The organism is Paraburkholderia bannensis (assembly GCF_014200455.1).
Lineage (GTDB): Bacteria > Pseudomonadota > Gammaproteobacteria > Burkholderiales > Burkholderiaceae > Paraburkholderia > Paraburkholderia bannensis_A.
In genome coordinates this window covers 88,404-104,266 of the sequence record NZ_JACHBW010000011.1, presented here as the reverse complement: position 1 = coordinate 104,266, position 15,863 = coordinate 88,404, and the positions used below count along the sequence as shown (strand labels likewise).

The 15,863-nt window shown below is 63.9% G+C and carries 13 protein-coding genes; all 13 read left to right on the top strand.

Going from position 1 to position 15,863, the window contains the following annotated elements:
* Nucleotides 1-3: 3 nt before the first annotated feature.
* On the top strand, nt 4-429 hold the full coding sequence (locus tag F4827_RS19310; protein ID WP_167057183.1) for a biopolymer transporter ExbD: 426 nt from the start codon (nt 4-6) through the stop codon (nt 427-429).
* A gap of 104 nt (nt 430-533) precedes the next feature.
* Nucleotides 534-962 (top strand): biopolymer transporter ExbD, encoded by a 429-nt coding sequence (locus F4827_RS19305; protein WP_167057186.1) that lies wholly within the window; start codon nt 534-536, stop codon nt 960-962.
* A gap of 8 nt (nt 963-970) precedes the next feature.
* Nucleotides 971-2,164, top strand: coding sequence for a hypothetical protein (locus F4827_RS19300; protein WP_409258818.1), 1,194 nt, complete (start codon nt 971-973; stop codon nt 2,162-2,164).
* Between the two features lie 146 nt (nt 2,165-2,310).
* The gene (locus tag F4827_RS19295; RefSeq protein WP_183726018.1) at nt 2,311-2,886 is read left to right on the top strand and encodes a helix-turn-helix domain-containing protein; all 576 of its coding nucleotides are present in this window, start codon (nt 2,311-2,313) and stop codon (nt 2,884-2,886) included.
* A gap of 380 nt (nt 2,887-3,266) precedes the next feature.
* The gene (locus tag F4827_RS19290; protein WP_183726016.1) at nt 3,267-5,981 is read left to right on the top strand and encodes a TonB-dependent receptor; all 2,715 of its coding nucleotides are present in this window, start codon (nt 3,267-3,269) and stop codon (nt 5,979-5,981) included.
* Between the two features lie 121 nt (nt 5,982-6,102).
* Nucleotides 6,103-8,034, top strand: coding sequence for an extracellular solute-binding protein (locus tag F4827_RS19285; protein ID WP_409258817.1), 1,932 nt, complete (start codon nt 6,103-6,105; stop codon nt 8,032-8,034).
* Nucleotides 8,035-8,042: 8 nt separating this feature from the next.
* Nucleotides 8,043-9,098 (top strand): microcin C ABC transporter permease YejB, encoded by a 1,056-nt coding sequence (locus tag F4827_RS19280; RefSeq protein ID WP_183726012.1) that lies wholly within the window; start codon nt 8,043-8,045, stop codon nt 9,096-9,098.
* The gene (locus F4827_RS19275) at nt 9,052-10,164 is read left to right on the top strand and encodes an ABC transporter permease (RefSeq protein ID WP_183726010.1); all 1,113 of its coding nucleotides are present in this window, start codon (nt 9,052-9,054) and stop codon (nt 10,162-10,164) included. The genes F4827_RS19280 and F4827_RS19275 overlap by 47 nt, the downstream gene beginning before the upstream one ends.
* Nucleotides 10,164-11,795 (top strand): ABC transporter ATP-binding protein, encoded by a 1,632-nt coding sequence (locus F4827_RS19270; protein ID WP_183726008.1) that lies wholly within the window; start codon nt 10,164-10,166, stop codon nt 11,793-11,795. Before F4827_RS19275 ends, F4827_RS19270 begins: the two co-directional genes overlap by 1 nt.
* Nucleotides 11,792-13,228, top strand: a complete 1,437-nt coding sequence (locus F4827_RS19265) for a TldD/PmbA family protein (protein WP_183726006.1) — start codon at nt 11,792-11,794, stop codon at nt 13,226-13,228. Before F4827_RS19270 ends, F4827_RS19265 begins: the two co-directional genes overlap by 4 nt.
* Nucleotides 13,225-14,589, top strand: a complete 1,365-nt coding sequence (locus F4827_RS19260; protein WP_409258816.1) for a TldD/PmbA family protein — start codon at nt 13,225-13,227, stop codon at nt 14,587-14,589. The genes F4827_RS19265 and F4827_RS19260 overlap by 4 nt, the downstream gene beginning before the upstream one ends.
* Nucleotides 14,590-14,702: 113 nt before the next feature.
* Nucleotides 14,703-15,272 (top strand): GNAT family N-acetyltransferase, encoded by a 570-nt coding sequence (locus F4827_RS19255; protein ID WP_183726004.1) that lies wholly within the window; start codon nt 14,703-14,705, stop codon nt 15,270-15,272.
* Nucleotides 15,269-15,853, top strand: a complete 585-nt coding sequence (locus F4827_RS19250; RefSeq protein ID WP_183726001.1) for a GNAT family N-acetyltransferase — start codon at nt 15,269-15,271, stop codon at nt 15,851-15,853. Before F4827_RS19255 ends, F4827_RS19250 begins: the two co-directional genes overlap by 4 nt.
* Nucleotides 15,854-15,863 lie beyond the last annotated feature (10 nt).

Sequence of the window (15,863 nt, the reverse complement as noted above, 5' to 3'; positions counted from 1 at the left end):
GCCATGGCCATGAGCGTGGGACAGGAGGGCGGCGAGGACGAAGTCATCTCCGCCATCAATACGACGCCGCTCGTCGACGTGATGCTGGTTTTGCTGATCATTTTCCTGATCACGATTCCGGTGGTGACGCATACCGTGCCCGTGCAGTTGCCCAAGGAAACGGTGCAGCCGCTGCAGACCACGCCAAAGAGCGTCGAAATCGCCATCAATCGCGACGGCAACTTCTTCTGGAACGAGGCGCTGGTCGATGCGCCCACGATGCTCGCGCGGCTGAAATCGGTCTCGCAGCAGACGCCCCAGCCGGAAGTGCATGTCCGTGGCGATCAGGGTACGCGCTACGAGTTCATCGGCCGCGTGCTCACCGCGTGCGAGCGCGCGGGCATCGCCAAGGTTTCGTTCATCACCGAGCCGCCGCCGCGCGGCGGCTGATCGGGCGGATATCAGGCGGTTGGGCGCGGCGGCACCCCGTGCGGGTGCGCTCCACCGAGTCAATGCAGTAGCTAGATGCCCGTTTCGCGGGGCAGGGGAAAGTCATGGGTATGAACGTGTCTTCGGGCGGCGGTGGCGAGCCGGAGGTGATGGTGGACATCAACACCACGCCGCTCATCGACGTGATGCTGGTGCTGCTGATCATGCTGATCATCACCATTCCGATCCAGATGCATTCGATCAAGATGAATCTGCCGGTGGGCAATCCGCCGCCGCCGATCACGCAGCCGCAGATCGTGCAGATCGACATCGATTTCGACGGGACGACGACGTGGAACGGCCAGCCCGTGCCCACACAGGCGGATCTGGAGTCGCGGCTCTCGCAGGCGGCGGCGCAAGCCGACCAGCCGGAGATCCATCTACGGCCGAACCGGCTCGTGCCGTATCGCGACGTGGCTGCCGTGATGGCGGCGGCGCAGCGTGTGGGCGCGACGAAGATCGGTTTGATCGGCAATGAACAGTACATGCAGTGAGGGATGACGTGACGCGCATAGCACATCGATTCAGACTGGCGCTGCTGGGCGCAGCCCTTGGCGTCGCGCCGTTCGCCATCCACAACGCGCAGGCGCAGGCGCTGCGTCCCGAGGTGGCGAAGCCGCTCAACGACGCGCAGACGCTCTACCGGGCGCGTCGCTATTCCGAAGCGCTCGCGAAGATTTCGCAGGCCGCCGCCGTGCCTGCCCACACCGACTACGAAACCGTCACCATCGAAGAGATGCGCGGCGCGACGGCAGCTGCAGCGGGCGACAACGCCACCGCGGAGCACGCGTATGAAACGCTGCTGGCGAGCGGCCAGCTCAAGGGCGAGGACGGCCAGCGCACAGCGGCGGCGCTTGCCGGGCTGTACTTCCAGCAAAAGGAATACGGTAAGGCGATCAGCGCCGCGCAGCGTTACCAGAAGCTGGGCGGCGGCGATCCGCAGATGCAGACCTTGCTGATCGAGTCGTACTATCTGTCGGGCAACAACGCAGGTGCGCTTGCGCTGCTCAAATCGAGCGTTGACGCGCAGACGCATGCGGGCCACACGCCGGACGAGGCGCAACTGCAATTGCTGGGCACCGTCGCGCAGCGCGCCAACGATCCGGCGGCGTATCGCGGCGCACTGGAAAAACTGGTGGCCTTTCACCCAAAGCCGGAATACTGGACCGATCTGATTCACGCGATCCGCAGCAAGCCGGGCTATCTGTCCGCGCTCGATGTGGATGTCTATCGTCTGCGCCGCGCCGCCGGGTCGCTCGCAAGCGCGGACGACTACATGGAGATGACGCAGTTGGCGATCGTGTCCGGATCGGTTGCGGAAGGTAAGCAGATCGTCGATCAGGGCTTCGCCAGCGGCGTACTGGGGCATGACGCCCAGGCCGATCGCGAGCGGCGCTTGCAGGCCCTCGCGGCGAAGCGCGCCAGCGCGCCTGCCGATCCGCAGAATCCGGTCGCGCCGTTCGACGTGGGCTTTAACCAGGTGTTCGCGGGCCAGCAGCAGGCGGGTTTTGCGGCGATGGACGCAGCGCTTGCGAAGGGCGTCGATCACCCGGATATGGCGCGTTTGCGGCTGGGCGAAGCGTATTACTTTGCCGGCCAGAAAGCGCGTGCGGTCACGGCGTTCAAGGCGGTTAAAGGCACCGATGGCGCGGCCGATCTGGCGCAGCTCTGGTTGTTGATTGCTACGAAATCCTGATTCGTCGTTGTCTGCTTTCTCTGGCCGGGAATTCAATCGAATTGAAAGGAAGGCGCGTCTTTTAACGTCGCCTGTGGGAGGTGTTGCGCCAATAAAACGTTGTTCTATCTAATCAAACAATTTTTGATCCGCTATTTTGTCTTGCTATGGTTTCATCACTGAACGACAAGGCATATGTTGCAGCAATAACAGGCCGCCGGATTCGCACCCTGCGCCAGCGGCTCAGGCTCACTCTGGATGAAACGGCGGCGCAGGCGGGAATTTCCAAGCCTTATCTCTCGCAGGTGGAACGTGGACACGCGACGCCTTCGCTGCGCGCGTTGATCGGCATTGCGCGGGCGCTGGGCGTGAGCTTGCAGTATTTCGTCGGCACCCAGGGCGAGGCGCAGGTGGTGCGTCGCGCCGAGCGGATGACGTTTGCGGATTTCAACGGCTCGGATCATCAATATGGGCATTTGACGAAGCCAGACGGCAATCTCAGCCTTGCCGCGCAGCTCGTGAAGGTCCCGGCGGGCGCAAAGCATTTCCAGGTTGCCGCGCAGTCGGCGGAAGAATTCATGTACGTATTGAGCGGCGAGGTGTCGCTCACGCTCGAAGGCGCCACATTCGTGCTGCGCGCCGGCGATACGGCGCATTTCGAATCGGCAGGGCCGCATGGGTGGGCCAATCCGTCCGAAACGGAAAGCGTATTCGTGTGGGTGGCAACGCCCAGACTGAGCTAGCAGTTGTCGTTGGCGCAGACAATTCGCGCCTCAAGCGAACGAATAACATTAGTAGTACAGAAATAAAAGAGACTTTATCCACGCGGCACATAAAAGGTGCAACAGGGGAGCCGCGTGGAACGAAGGCGCCCGCAATGAACGTCATGGAAGTTATGAATGTTCGATGCTTCGATTGCATGGCGCAAACGCTGTGAAAGCCGTTAGTAGTCCAATTTTAAAGTGAAGTGTGAGCGGATCGTCCTGGCGCGCATGACCGCGCGTTCAGGACGATTCACGCAAAGGGGCGCGACGCGACAGCGTCGTCAATCGATGGCGAGGTCCAAAAGACCTCGCTGAGCATGGCGCAAGTGGGCGTGACTGACGAGTGAGAAGGGGAAAACGTGAAACAGAGGGTTTTGGCGCTAGCCATCAAAAGGATAATTTGGGCTGAACTCGCACTATCGGCGGCTATTGCGGCGCCTGTGTTCGCGCAAAGCCAGCCTGCCGCATCGAGCGGCGCAACGAGTGGTGCAACGGCCGCTGCTCCGGCGGGCGCGTCTGACGCCGCAGCGACAGCGGGCGCCACATCGGCCACCGCCACCAAGTCGAACGGCGAGAACGTCGCGCAGCTCAAGAAGTTCGAGGTGACCGGCTCGCTGATCCGCCAGTCCGACAAGACCGGCTTCCAGCAGGTGCAGACGATCACGCCGCAGCAGATCCAGAATTCCGGCGCGACGAGCGTATCGGAATATATGCGCACGATCTCGGCGAACTCGGCCAATAGCTGGGGCGAATCGAACGACGACAGCTTCGCGGCGGGCGGTGCGGGTATCGCACTGCGCGGCCTGAGCGAGAAATACACGCTCGTGCTGATCGATGGCCAGCGCGTCGCGCCATATGGCTTCGCCGTGAACGGCACCGATACCTTCTTCGACCTCAACGCCATTCCTCTGAACGCCGTCGAGCGCATCGAAGTCGTCAAGACGGGCGCGGTTTCGCAGTACGGTTCGGACGCTATCGCGGGCGTCGTGAACATCATCACGAAGCATGATTTTCAGGGCCTGCAACTCGACGGCAGCTATGGCGGCGCGACGCAAGGCGGCGCGGGCACGACCAAGTTCGGCATTCTCGGCGGCTTCGGCAACCTCACGAGCGACCGCTTCAACGTGACGGCAACCGCGAGCTACTACAAGTCGAACGGCTTCACGCTGGCGGATCGCGATACCACCAAGAACCAGGATTTCAGCAACAAGGGCTACGGCGGTTCGGTCATGTCGCCGTCGTACTGGCTCAATCCGACCACCGGCCTCGCCCAGGCGCTGAGCCCCTGCACGGGCTCGCTCCAGCCGTTCGGCAGCAACGTGATCGCCACGTCCACGGGAGCGGCCTCGGGCGGCACGGTGTGCGGTCACAACACCGCCGAATCCGGTTCGATCGATCCGTGGACCGAGCGCTGGAACGCCAAGGTCCATGCCGACTTCAAGGTCAACGACAGCACCACCGCGTGGGCCGACCTGTGGGAAAGCAACATCAAGACGGTCACGAACGACTTCACTTCGTACCTCGGCAACAAGACGGTCTACAACCCGGCCACGGGCACGCTCTCAGCGTGGCAGGCGATCGTGCCGGCCAGCAATCCGTATAACCCGTTCGGCACGGATGCAACGCTATTCACGTGGCTGCCGAACACCGTTTCCGATACCACCGAAGCGAACTTCTATCGCGCGGCCATGGGTATCAAGGGCAACTTCTCGCTCTCGAAGCAGGACTGGGACTGGGCGCTGTCGTATGGCCACTCGCAGAGCACCGTGACCAACACCACGACCGGCCAGCTCAGCGTGGCGGGCGTGGACTCGATGCTCGCGAACGGCACTTACGATTTCGCCAATCCGTCGGCTACACCCAACGGCCTGAACGGCGTATTCACGGACACCAACAACATCGCGGTTTCCAAGCTCGATGTCGTCGATGCCACGTTGTCCACGCCCAACCTGTTCCATATCCCGACCGGCGACGTGGGCCTCGGTCTCGGCAGCCAGTTCACGCACCAGAGCGAGCGTATCGCCCAGGGCGCGAACACCAACGATGGTTCGGTGCTCAACCCGACGCTGCAATCGGTGGACGGCGAGCGCAACGTCGCGGCCGTGTACTACCAGGTGGACATCCCGCTCTGGCAAAAGATGCTGACGTTCAGCCAGTCGGGCCGCTATGACCACTACAGCGACTTCGGCGGCGCATTCTCGCCGCGCTTCGCGCTGCGCTTCCAGCCGATCGAGCAGTTGACGATGTACGGCTCGTTCAACCGCGGTTTCCGTGCGCCGACTTTTGTCGAGAACACCAACTCGACGAGCACCGGCATCTCGCCGGTTGGCCCGAACGGCGCGGACGAAACCGTTGTGACGACCGGCAACACCAGCCTTCAGCCAGAACGCACGAAGAATTACAACATCGGCTTCCAGCTTTCGCCGGCGCGCGGCACCGATATCGGCTTCGACTTCTACAAGATCCACGTCGATCACGCGATTGGCGCAGTCGTCGATACGGCCAAGACCGTCTATAACCCGGATGGTTCGATCGCCTACATGGTGGAGCCGTACCAGAACCTCGGTTCGTTCGATACTTCGGGCTTCGAAACCACCTTCAGCCAGTCGGTCAATACGCAGATCGGCCGTTTCACGCTGTCGGCGGACTGGGCCTATGTGTGGCACTTCAAGATGGACGGCATCGGCTCGGAGACCGGTACGGTTGACGGCGCCGGCAACGACTCGACGCTCGCCCAGCCGTTCGGCGGCTCGTTCCCGCGCTGGAAGGGCACGACCGATCTGTCGTGGAACTGGCACAAGTGGAACGGCACGCTCGAATGGCAGTACGTGGGTCCGTATTCGGATGCGCTCGGCCTGAACTATTCGACGGCTTCGTATAGCCAGTTCAACCTGAACGTCGCATACTCGGGCTTCAAGCACTGGACCATCTACGGCGGCATCAACAACATCTTCAACAAGGCGCCGCCGTACGATCCGCTCTGGCTGGGTGCGATCGACCAGACGGGTTACGACCAGTCGCTCTACAACTACATCGGCCGTTACATCCAGATCGGCGCGACGTACAAGTTCTAAACGCAGCACGAGTTGAAGTGAGCGCAGGAACGGGCCGGACAACCGGCCCTGTCCTTACCCAGGACGCACCGAAGGCCGCGACGCGAAGCTGTCCTCGCGTCGCGCGCCCCCAACGCAAACCATGCGGACCGAAAGACCGAAGATGAGACTCACGAACTGTGCACGTGCCGTGACCGCGGCGTGCGCGTTTGCAGCGGCGTTCGTGCCCGCGCTGATACCGGCGGCGCAGGCGGCCACGGCGATCGCGCAGTACGATGCGCCGAAGTACCCGCCCGATTTCACGCACTTCGATTACGCCGATCCCGGCGCGCCTACCGACGGCAGCCTGAGCTTCCAGAATTTCAACGAAGCGCAGAGTTACGACTCGCTCAATCCGTTCCTCGTGCGCGGCGCGCCCGCGCCGGACATCCAGAGCCTGATGTTCGATACGCTGATGCAGCGCAGCTGGGACGAACTCGCCTCCGAATATCCGCTGATCGCGCAAAGCGTCGACGTGGCGCCCGATCTCAGCTCGGCGACTTTTCATATCGATCCGCGTGCGCGTTTTTCCAATGGCGATCCCATCACCGCAGCGGACGTCAAATATTCGTTCGATATCCTGACCAGCCCGCGGGCGTCGCCGTTATTCAACGCGCAATTTTCGGTGATCAGGCGCGCCGTGGTGGTCGACGAGAAAACCGTGCGCTTCGAATTCCGGCGCGCCGAACGCGACGCGCCGCTGATTGCGGGCGATTTGCCGATCTTCTCGCCAAAGTGGGCCAAGAAAGCCGACGGCTCCACCATTGCCTTCGACCAGCTCTCGAATGTGCCGCCGATTGCGAGCGGCGCGTATCTGATCGAATCGCGCAAGAACGACAAGCAGATCGTCTACCGCCGCAACCCGCAATATTGGGCCGCCGATCTGCCCACCCGGCGCGGCATGTTCCGCTTCCAGCGCATCGTCTTCAATCTGTATGTCGATCAATACACGATGCTCGAAGCTTTCAAGGCGGGCGACACCGATGTGCGGGTCGAATACAGCGCGACGCAATGGGCGCGCAAATATGTGGGCAAGAATTTCAGCAACGGCATGCTGGAGAAGCGCAATTTCGCCACCAGTCCCGCGCAGTTCCAGGGCATGCTCATCAACACGCGCAAGGACCGTTTCAAGGACGTGCGCGTGCGTCATGCGCTTTCGCTCGCGTTCGACTACGACTGGATGAACCGCATGATGTTCTACGGGCAGTACACGCGCCTGAAGAGCTATTTCGACGTGAGTCCGTTCGCGGCCACGGGTCTGCCTTCGCCGCAGGAACTCGCGCTGCTCGAACCGTATCGCGCGAGCCTGCCGCCTGAAGTATTCGGCCCGATGATCCAGTTGCCGAATACGCTGCCGCCCAATTCGCTGCGCGGCAATCTGCGCGAAGCGCGCGATCTGCTTGCGCAGGCCGGCTGGCACTATCGCGACGGCGTGTTGCGCAACGATGCTGGTGAAGCGTTCACCATCGAGATCATCGACGACGATCCCGGCATGGACCGTCTGATCCTGCCGTATACACAGGCGCTGGGCATGCTCGGCATCCAGGCGCATCTGCACGAGATCGACAGCGCGCTCTATCAGAAGCGCATCGATAATTTCGACTACGACATGACCACCTATATTTACGCGCCCACCACGATTCCGGGCGCGGAACTGCTGCGCCGTTTCGGCAGCGCGGCGGCCAGCCAGGTGGGCTCCGAAAACTATCCGGGCGTGCGCATGCCGGTGGTCGACAAGCTGGTGGACGCCGTGCAGAAAGCCGATACGCTCGCGCAGCTGCAAACCGCCACGCATGCGCTCGATCGCGTGTTGATGAACGAGTATTACCTCGTGCCCGAGTATTACGCGCCCAACGAGCGCATTGCCTTCAAGACCACCATTGGCCGCCCGAAGATCAACCCGGTAACCTATGTGCCCGAAGAGTGGGTAATCGATTACTGGTTCCGCAAACCGGGCGCGCCTGACCCGGCGCGCAACGGCGCGCAAGAAGCGCACGCCACGCAAGCCACGCAAGCGGCAGCGGCCGCAAAGTAAGGAGCAGCATGTACGCCTATATTCTCAGACGTCTTTTGCTGATGGTGCCCACCATCCTCGGCGTGGTGACGGTCACGTTCATCGTCACGCAGTTCGTCCCGGGCGGCCCGGTCGAGCAGGTGCTCACGCAATTGCGTCACGGCAGCGGCGCGCGCGGCGGCGAAGTGGGCGCGGGCGCGGGCGGCTATCACGGCAGCCAGGGCGTGGACCCGCAGCAGATCGAACAGATCAAGAAGCAGTTCGGCTTCGACAAGCCGCCGCTCACGCGCTATTTCATGATGCTCAAGGACTACGCCAGCTTCGATCTGGGCCAGTCCTACTATCAGCACGCGAGCGTGTGGCAGGTGATCCGCGCCAAGCTGCCGGTGTCGATCTCGCTGGGCTTATGGACGGTGATGCTCACGTATCTGATATCGGTGCCGCTGGGCATTGCGAAGGCGGTGCGCAACGGCTCGCGCTTCGACACCGTCACGAGCGTGCTGGTGCTCGCGGGCTACGCGATTCCGGGCTTCGTGCTGGGCGTGCTGCTGCTGATGCTGTTTGGCGGCGGCACCTTCTGGCAGGTGTTTCCGATGCGCGGCCTGACCTCCGATAACTTCGACGACCTGAGCGCCATCGGCAAGCTGCTCGACTATCTGTGGCATATCGTGCTGCCGGTCACGGCATCGGTGGTGGGCAACTTCGCCATCGTTACCATCCTCACCAAGAACACCTTTCTGGAGGAGATCGGCCGCCAGTACGTATTGACCGCACGCGCCAAGGGCGCACCCGAGCGCGACGTGCTGTGGAAGCACGTGTTGCGCAACGCGGCGATTCCGCTCGTCACGGGTTTGCCCGCCGCATTCGTGGGCGCGTTCCTGAACGGCAATCTCCTGATCGAAACGCTCTTTTCGCTCGACGGCATGGGGCAGCTTTCGTATGACTCGGTGATCCGCCGCGATTACCCCGTCGTGCTCGGCTCGCTCTTTCTTTTCACGCTGATCGCTCTCGTCACCAAACTCATTGCCGATGTCTGCTATGTCCTCGTCGACCCCCGCATCCAGTTCCACCGGCTGGACCGCTGATTCCGCAGCGATCGCGCACGCGAAGCCGGTTTCGCCGTGGCGCCGCACCTGGCTGCGCTTTCGCGCGCAGCGGCTTGGCTACTGGAGCCTCGTGATCTTCATGGCGCTGTTCGTCGTCAGCCTGTTTGGCGAAGTGCTGTCGAACGACCGGCCGCTCGTGGTGCGCTATGACGGGCACTACTATTTCCCGATCGTGAAGGACTACCCGGAAACGCTGTTTGGCGGCGATTTCCCGGCGCAGACCAATTATCTCGATCCGTATATCCGCTCGCGGCTGACCACGCACGGCAATTTCGCGCTCTATCCGCCCAATCATTACCGTTACGACACGATCGACTATTTCGCCGCGCGCCCGTACCCCGCGCCGCCCTCGGCGAGCAACTGGCTGGGCACCGACCAGTTTGGCCGCGACGTACTTTCGCGCCTGCTTTACGGCTTCCGTTTATCGGTGCTGATGGCGTTCGCGCTCACGGTCTCGGGCGTGCTGCTCGGCGTGCTCACGGGCGCGGTGCAGGGCTTCTATGGCGGGCGCACCGATCTGATCGGCCAGCGCCTGATCGAGATCTGGAGTTCGCTGCCGGATCTCTATCTGCTGATTATCTTCGCGTCGATCTTCGAGCCGTCGTTGTGGCTGCTGTTCATTTTGCTTTCGATGTTCGGCTGGCTGGTACTGTCCGATTACGTGCGCGCCGAATTCCTGCGCAACCGCTCGCTCGATTACGTGAAGGCGGCGCGCACGATGGGCTTGTCGAACTGGCAGATCATGTGGCGTCACGTCCTGCCCAATAGCCTCACGCCGGTCATCACGTTCCTGCCGTTTCGCATGAGCGCGGCGATTCTCTCGCTTACCAGCCTGGATTTTCTCGGTCTGGGCGTGCCGCCGCCGATGCCGAGCCTCGGTGAACTGCTGCAGGAGGGCAAGAATAATCTCGACGCCTGGTGGATTTCGATTTCGGCCTTTGCGGCGTTGGTCATCACGCTGCTGCTGCTGACCTTTATGGGCGACGCGCTGCGCAATGCGCTCGATACGCGCACACGCGGCTCGGCTTTCGGCGGAGGCAAATGATGAGCGCACCGTTGCTGGATATTCAGGATTTTTCGGTGCGCTTCGGCGACCGGCTTGCCGTGCGCGATTTGAGTCTCGCGATCGGGCGCGGCGAGCGCGTGGCGCTGGTGGGCGAATCGGGCTCGGGCAAGAGCGTCACGGCCTTGTCGATTCTCGGCCTCGTCGCCCAGGCGCAGTTGAGCGGGCGCATGCTGTTCGACGGCGTGGATCTGCTGCAGCAGACGCAACGGCAGATGCGCGGCATTCGCGGCGGCGACATCGCGATGGTGTTTCAGGAGCCGATGACGGCGCTCAATCCGCTGTTCACCATCGGCAAGCAGATCGCCGAGAGCCTGCGTCTGCACGAAGGCTTGCGTCCGAACGCGGCGCGCGCGCGGGGCATCGAACTGTTGCGGCGCACCGGCATTCCCGAGCCGGAACGGCGCATCGACAGCTTCCCGCATCAGCTTTCAGGCGGCCAGCGGCAACGCGCGATGATCGCGATGGCGCTGGCCTGCCGCCCGCGCCTGCTGCTCGCCGACGAACCCACCACGGCGCTCGATGTGACGGTTCGTCAGCAGATCGTCGATCTGTTGCTGGAATTGCAGGAGCAGGAAGCGGCGGCGCGCGGCATGGCCGTGCTGCTCATCACGCACGACCTGAACCTGGTGCGCCGTTTCGCGCAGCGCGTGGCGGTGATGGAGAAGGGCGTGCTGGTGGAGACCAACACCACCGATGCGCTATTTTCGAATCCGCAGCATCCCTACACGCGCCGTCTGCTCGACAGCGAGCCGGCGCGCGCGGTGCAGCCGGTCGCGGCGGACGCGCCGGTGATTCTCGACGTCAAGGATCTGGCCGTCGATTACCGCACGGCGGGCAAGGGCTGGCGCTCCTTGTTCGGCAGTTCGGCGTTTCGCGCGGTGCAGGATGCCAATCTCACGCTGCGGCGCGGCGAAACGCTGGGGGTGGTCGGCGAATCGGGCTCGGGCAAATCCACGCTCGCATCGACGGTGCTAGGCTTGCAGGGCGCCGCGGCGGGCGAGGTCCGCATCGACGGCCAGCCGCTGGCCTCGTTGAAAGGCGCGCAGGCGCGCCAGGCGCTGTATCGGCGCATGCAGGTGGTGTTTCAGGACCCGTTTGGCTCGCTGTCGCCGCGCATGACGATCGAGCAGATCGTGGGCGAGGGACTCACGGTGCATCAGCCGTCGATGCAGGCAGACGCGAAGCGCCGCCGCATCGGCGGGCTGCTCGAAGAAGTGGGATTGCCCGCCGAAGCGATGATCCGCTATCCGCATGAGTTCTCGGGCGGCCAGCGCCAGCGCATCGCGATTGCGCGGGCGCTGGCGGTCGAACCCGAGTTGATCGTGCTCGACGAACCCACCAGCGCGCTGGACGTATCGATCCAGAAGCAGGTGCTGGCGTTGCTCACCGACCTGCAGAAGCGGTATCGTCTGAGTTATCTGTTCATTACGCACGATCTGGCGGTGATGCGCGCGATGGCGCACCGCGTGATCGTCATGAAAGGCGGGCGCATCGTCGAGCAGGGCGACACGCTGGCCGTGCTCGATGCACCCGCCCACCCCTACACGCAATCGCTGCTCGCGGCTTCGCTGCTGCAGGGTCCGGCTGTACTCAAGGAGAACGTTGCATGATGGAAGAACGCTGGACCCTGGCCGCGCGCGGATTGCGCAGCGCGGCCGACTTCTGGTCGGTGCGCTTCGTCGATGAACGCACCGACGACCATTGCGTGCGCAACGACGTGGCGCTGCCCGCGCGCCAGGTGCGAGAACGCGGCGCGATGGTCACGGCGTGGGCCGGCGCGGGCGCGGGCTATGCCGCCACCGCCGATCTTTCCGCGGCCGGTTTGCAGCGCGCGCTGGAGATTGCCACGGCACGCGCCCAGGCGGGCGCATCGCACGCGCTGATCGACCATCGCCGGATTGAACGACCCGCGCAAAGCGGCAGCTATGTGTCGCCGAATGCGCAAGCTGCGCTGCCGTCGCGGCGCGAATGGCTCGAACGGCTGGCGCACGAATGCGCGGCCGCCAATGTCGATGCGCGCATCGTCGAGCGCATTGCGGGCATGCAGGTCACGCAAAGCGACCAGCTCTATCTGACGAGCGATGGCGTGCGCATCGACCAGCAGTTCCGTTTTCTGATGCCGAGCCTTTCCGCCGTCGCGCACGCCGATGGCGACACCCAGGAGCGCACGCTCAACGGCCATTACGGCACGCTGGCGCAGGGCGGCATGGAGATTCTGGCGCGCTATGGTTTCGATGGCTCTGGCGCGCGCGTGGCCGACGAAGCGCTGCAACTGCTCGCCGCGCCCAATTGCCCGAGCGGGCGGCGCGATCTGCTGCTCATGCCCGACCAGATGATGTTGCAGATCCACGAGTCGATCGGCCATCCGCTCGAACTCGACCGCATTCTGGGCGACGAGCGCAATTTCGCGGGCTGGAGCTTCGTGAAGCCGGAGATGTTCGGCCACTACCAGTATGGATCGGCGCTGCTCAACGTCACCTTCGATCCCGACTTGCGCGAGGAAGCCGCCGCTTACGCCTTCGACGACGACGGCAGCGCGGCCAGCAAGCAATATCTGATTCGCGCGGGCGTGCTGGAGCGTGCGCTTGGCGGCGCGCTCTCGCAGCAGCGCGCGGGGTTGCCCGGCGTGGCGAATTCGCGTGCGGCCAACTGGAACCGGCCGCCCATCGACCGCATGGCGAACCTCAACATCGAACCGGGCGATCAGTCGCTCGACCAGATGATCGCGGGCATCGAGCACGGCATCCTGATGAAGACCAATACCTCGTGGTCGATCGACGACCATCGCAACAAATTCCAGTTTGGCTGCGAATTCGGCCAGCTGATCGAAAACGGCAAGCTCACGCAGGTGGTCAAGCGGCCCGGCTATCGCGGCATTTCCGCGAGCTTCTGGCGCGGGCTGTCGGCGGTCGGCGATGCTTCCACACGTGGCGTGTTCGGCACGCCGATGTGCGGCAAGGGCGAACCCGCCCAGGTGATCCGCGTGGGCCATGCCTCGCCCGCCTGCGTGTTTTCCGATGTCGAAGTGTTTGGAGGGGCATGATGGCCGAATTGCTTTCCACTCGCGGTATCGAGGCCATCGACTGGCACGCGCATTTCACCATGCTCGCCGAGGCGATCGAGCGCCTGTGCCGTCCCGGCGAAACCGTGCTGAGCGCCTTCGCGGGCGAGCAGTCCGATTTCATCCGCTTCAATGCGGGCAAGGTGCGTCAGAGCGGCCAGGTGGAGCAGGGGCGTCTCACGCTGCGCCTCGTGCACGGCGCGCGTCAGGCGTATTTCACCTTCGACCTGGGCGGCGATGCGCATGCCGATGTGAGCGACGTGTCCGACGCGCTGGCGTCGTTGCGCGAAAGCCTGCTCGATGCGCCCGACGATCCGCATCTGTTGTTCGACACGAGTACGTGGACGCGCAGCACGCGCCGCGATGGCCGTTTGCCCGATCCGCAGGCGCTGGTCGAACTCGTCGCGCAGGCGGCAAAAGGGCTGGATTTCGTGGGCTTTTATGCGGGCGGCACGCTCGCGCGCGGCTTCGCATCGACCACGGGCAGCCGCGGCTGGTACGAAGTCGAGAACTTCAATTTCAGCTGGTCGCTCTATCAGCCCAACGGCCGCGCGATCAAGACGAGCTACGCGGGCGACGCCTGGGACGATGCTGTGTTCGTCGATAAGGTGCGTACGGCGGCGCAGCGTCTGCCCGTGCTGCTGCGCGCGCCGCGTGTGCTCACGCCCGGCGGCTATCGCGCGTGGCTCGCACCTGCTGCGCTTTCCGAACTCGTGGAAGCGGCGTCGTGGAACGGCTTTTCGGCGCGCGCCCAGGCGTCGTCCACCAGCCCGCTTTACAAGCTCAATACCGACGCGGCCGCCTTTGATGCGCGCGTGTCGCTGGTCGAATCGCTGGACCTTGGCATCGCGCCCGGGTTCAACGACGACGGCTATCTGCGTGCAAGCGTGCCGCTGATCGATGCCGGGCGCAGCGTGGGACGGCTCGTCAGTGCGCGTTCGGCGCGCGAGTACGGGCTCGAACCCAACGGCGCGCTGCCGCAGGAAATGCCCACGTCGCTGTCGATGGCGGGCGGCGACCTCGCGCAGGACGACGTGCTTGCGCGGATCGGCACGGGGCTCTATATCGGCAATCTCTGGTACGTGAATTTTTCGGACCGCATGAATTGCCGCCTGACCGGCATGACGCGCTTCGCGACCTTCTGGGTGGAGGACGGCGAGATCGTCGCGCCCGTCGACGCCATGCGCTTCGACGACAACCTCTACGGCCTGCTCGGCGAGCGGCTCGAAGCGCTCGGTGCGCAGCCCGAGTTGCTGCTCTCGGATTCCACCTGGGGACAGCGCGCGACCGGCGGCCTGCAATTGCCGGGCGCGCTCGTGAAGTCGTTCGAACTTGTGCTGTAGCGCGCGAAGTGGCGCGGCGCGTGCTTCGAGAGGGCGCGCGCCTGCGCGCCAATCGAGTGACGGAATCGCAGTCAGCAAACGCAGAGAAAACGAACAACAACAAGGATGCGCCGATGTCGAACAACACAATTCAGGAGGCGGGAGTTGGCGGCGACGCGCTCACGCTGCGCGGCATTCGCGCGAGCGACGCCGCGCAGTTGCACGCGCTGATCTATGCGCCGTCGATGGCGCGCGGCGACCCGCAGACGCCGTTCCGCACGCTGGCATCGACACGCGAATGGATCGAAAAGCGCCCGCCACAACTGGTGATGATCGGCGCGTTTGCGGGCGAGCGCCTCGTGGGCGGAGGGCAGGTCGACATCGGCAAGACGCGCCGCGCGCATGTGGCGGAAATCGGCATAGGCGTGCATGGCGACTGGCGCCGGCGCGGCGTGGCCACGCGTCTGGTGGACGAAATGCTCGATCTGGCCGACAACTGGCTCGGCCTGCGCCGGCTCGAACTCAGGGTGTTCGTCGATAACGATGCGGCCATCGCGCTTTATCACAAACGCGGCTTCGAGATTGAAGGGCGGCTGCGCGGCCATACGTTGCGCGACGGCGCGTATGTGGACGCCTATCTGATGGCGCGTCTGCGCGCGCCGCTTCCGTATGTTGAAAGCCTGGCGGGGAGTGACGCATCATGAATCGCCGCACCGATGCCTTCACGGCCCGCAGCGCCTTCGCGCAGAGCGTGCGTTTGCGCGCCGCCGAACTCGACGACTGCCAGGCGATGGCCGATCTGATGAATCTCCCCGGCGTGCGGCGCGGCACGCTTTCGCACGGCTATCGCACCGCCGAAGGACTCCGCGCATGGCTCGAAAACAGCAAGGTTGACAGAACGTCGATCGTCGCCGAACACGAGGGACGCGTGATCGGCCAGGCGGAGTTGATGGCGCATGACGGGCGGCGTTCACATTGCGCCTCGCTTGGCATTGGCGTGCACGACGCGTTTCAGGGGCGTGGCGTGGGCGCGTTGCTGATGGGCGCGCTGATCGACGCCGCCGATACCGCGTTCGGCCTGCGCCGTATCGAGCTTCAGGTCTTCGCGGACAATGCGCCCGCGATCGGGCTGTATCGCCGCTTTGGTTTTGAAGTGGAGGCGCGTGCGCGGGCCTATGCGATCCGCGACGGGGCATTGCACGATGTGCTCCACATGGCGCGGCTTGCGCCTGCGCCTGCATTCGCCGGTGCAGCTGAGCACATCGAGCCTCCCATCGCTTTCTGACCCAGGACGC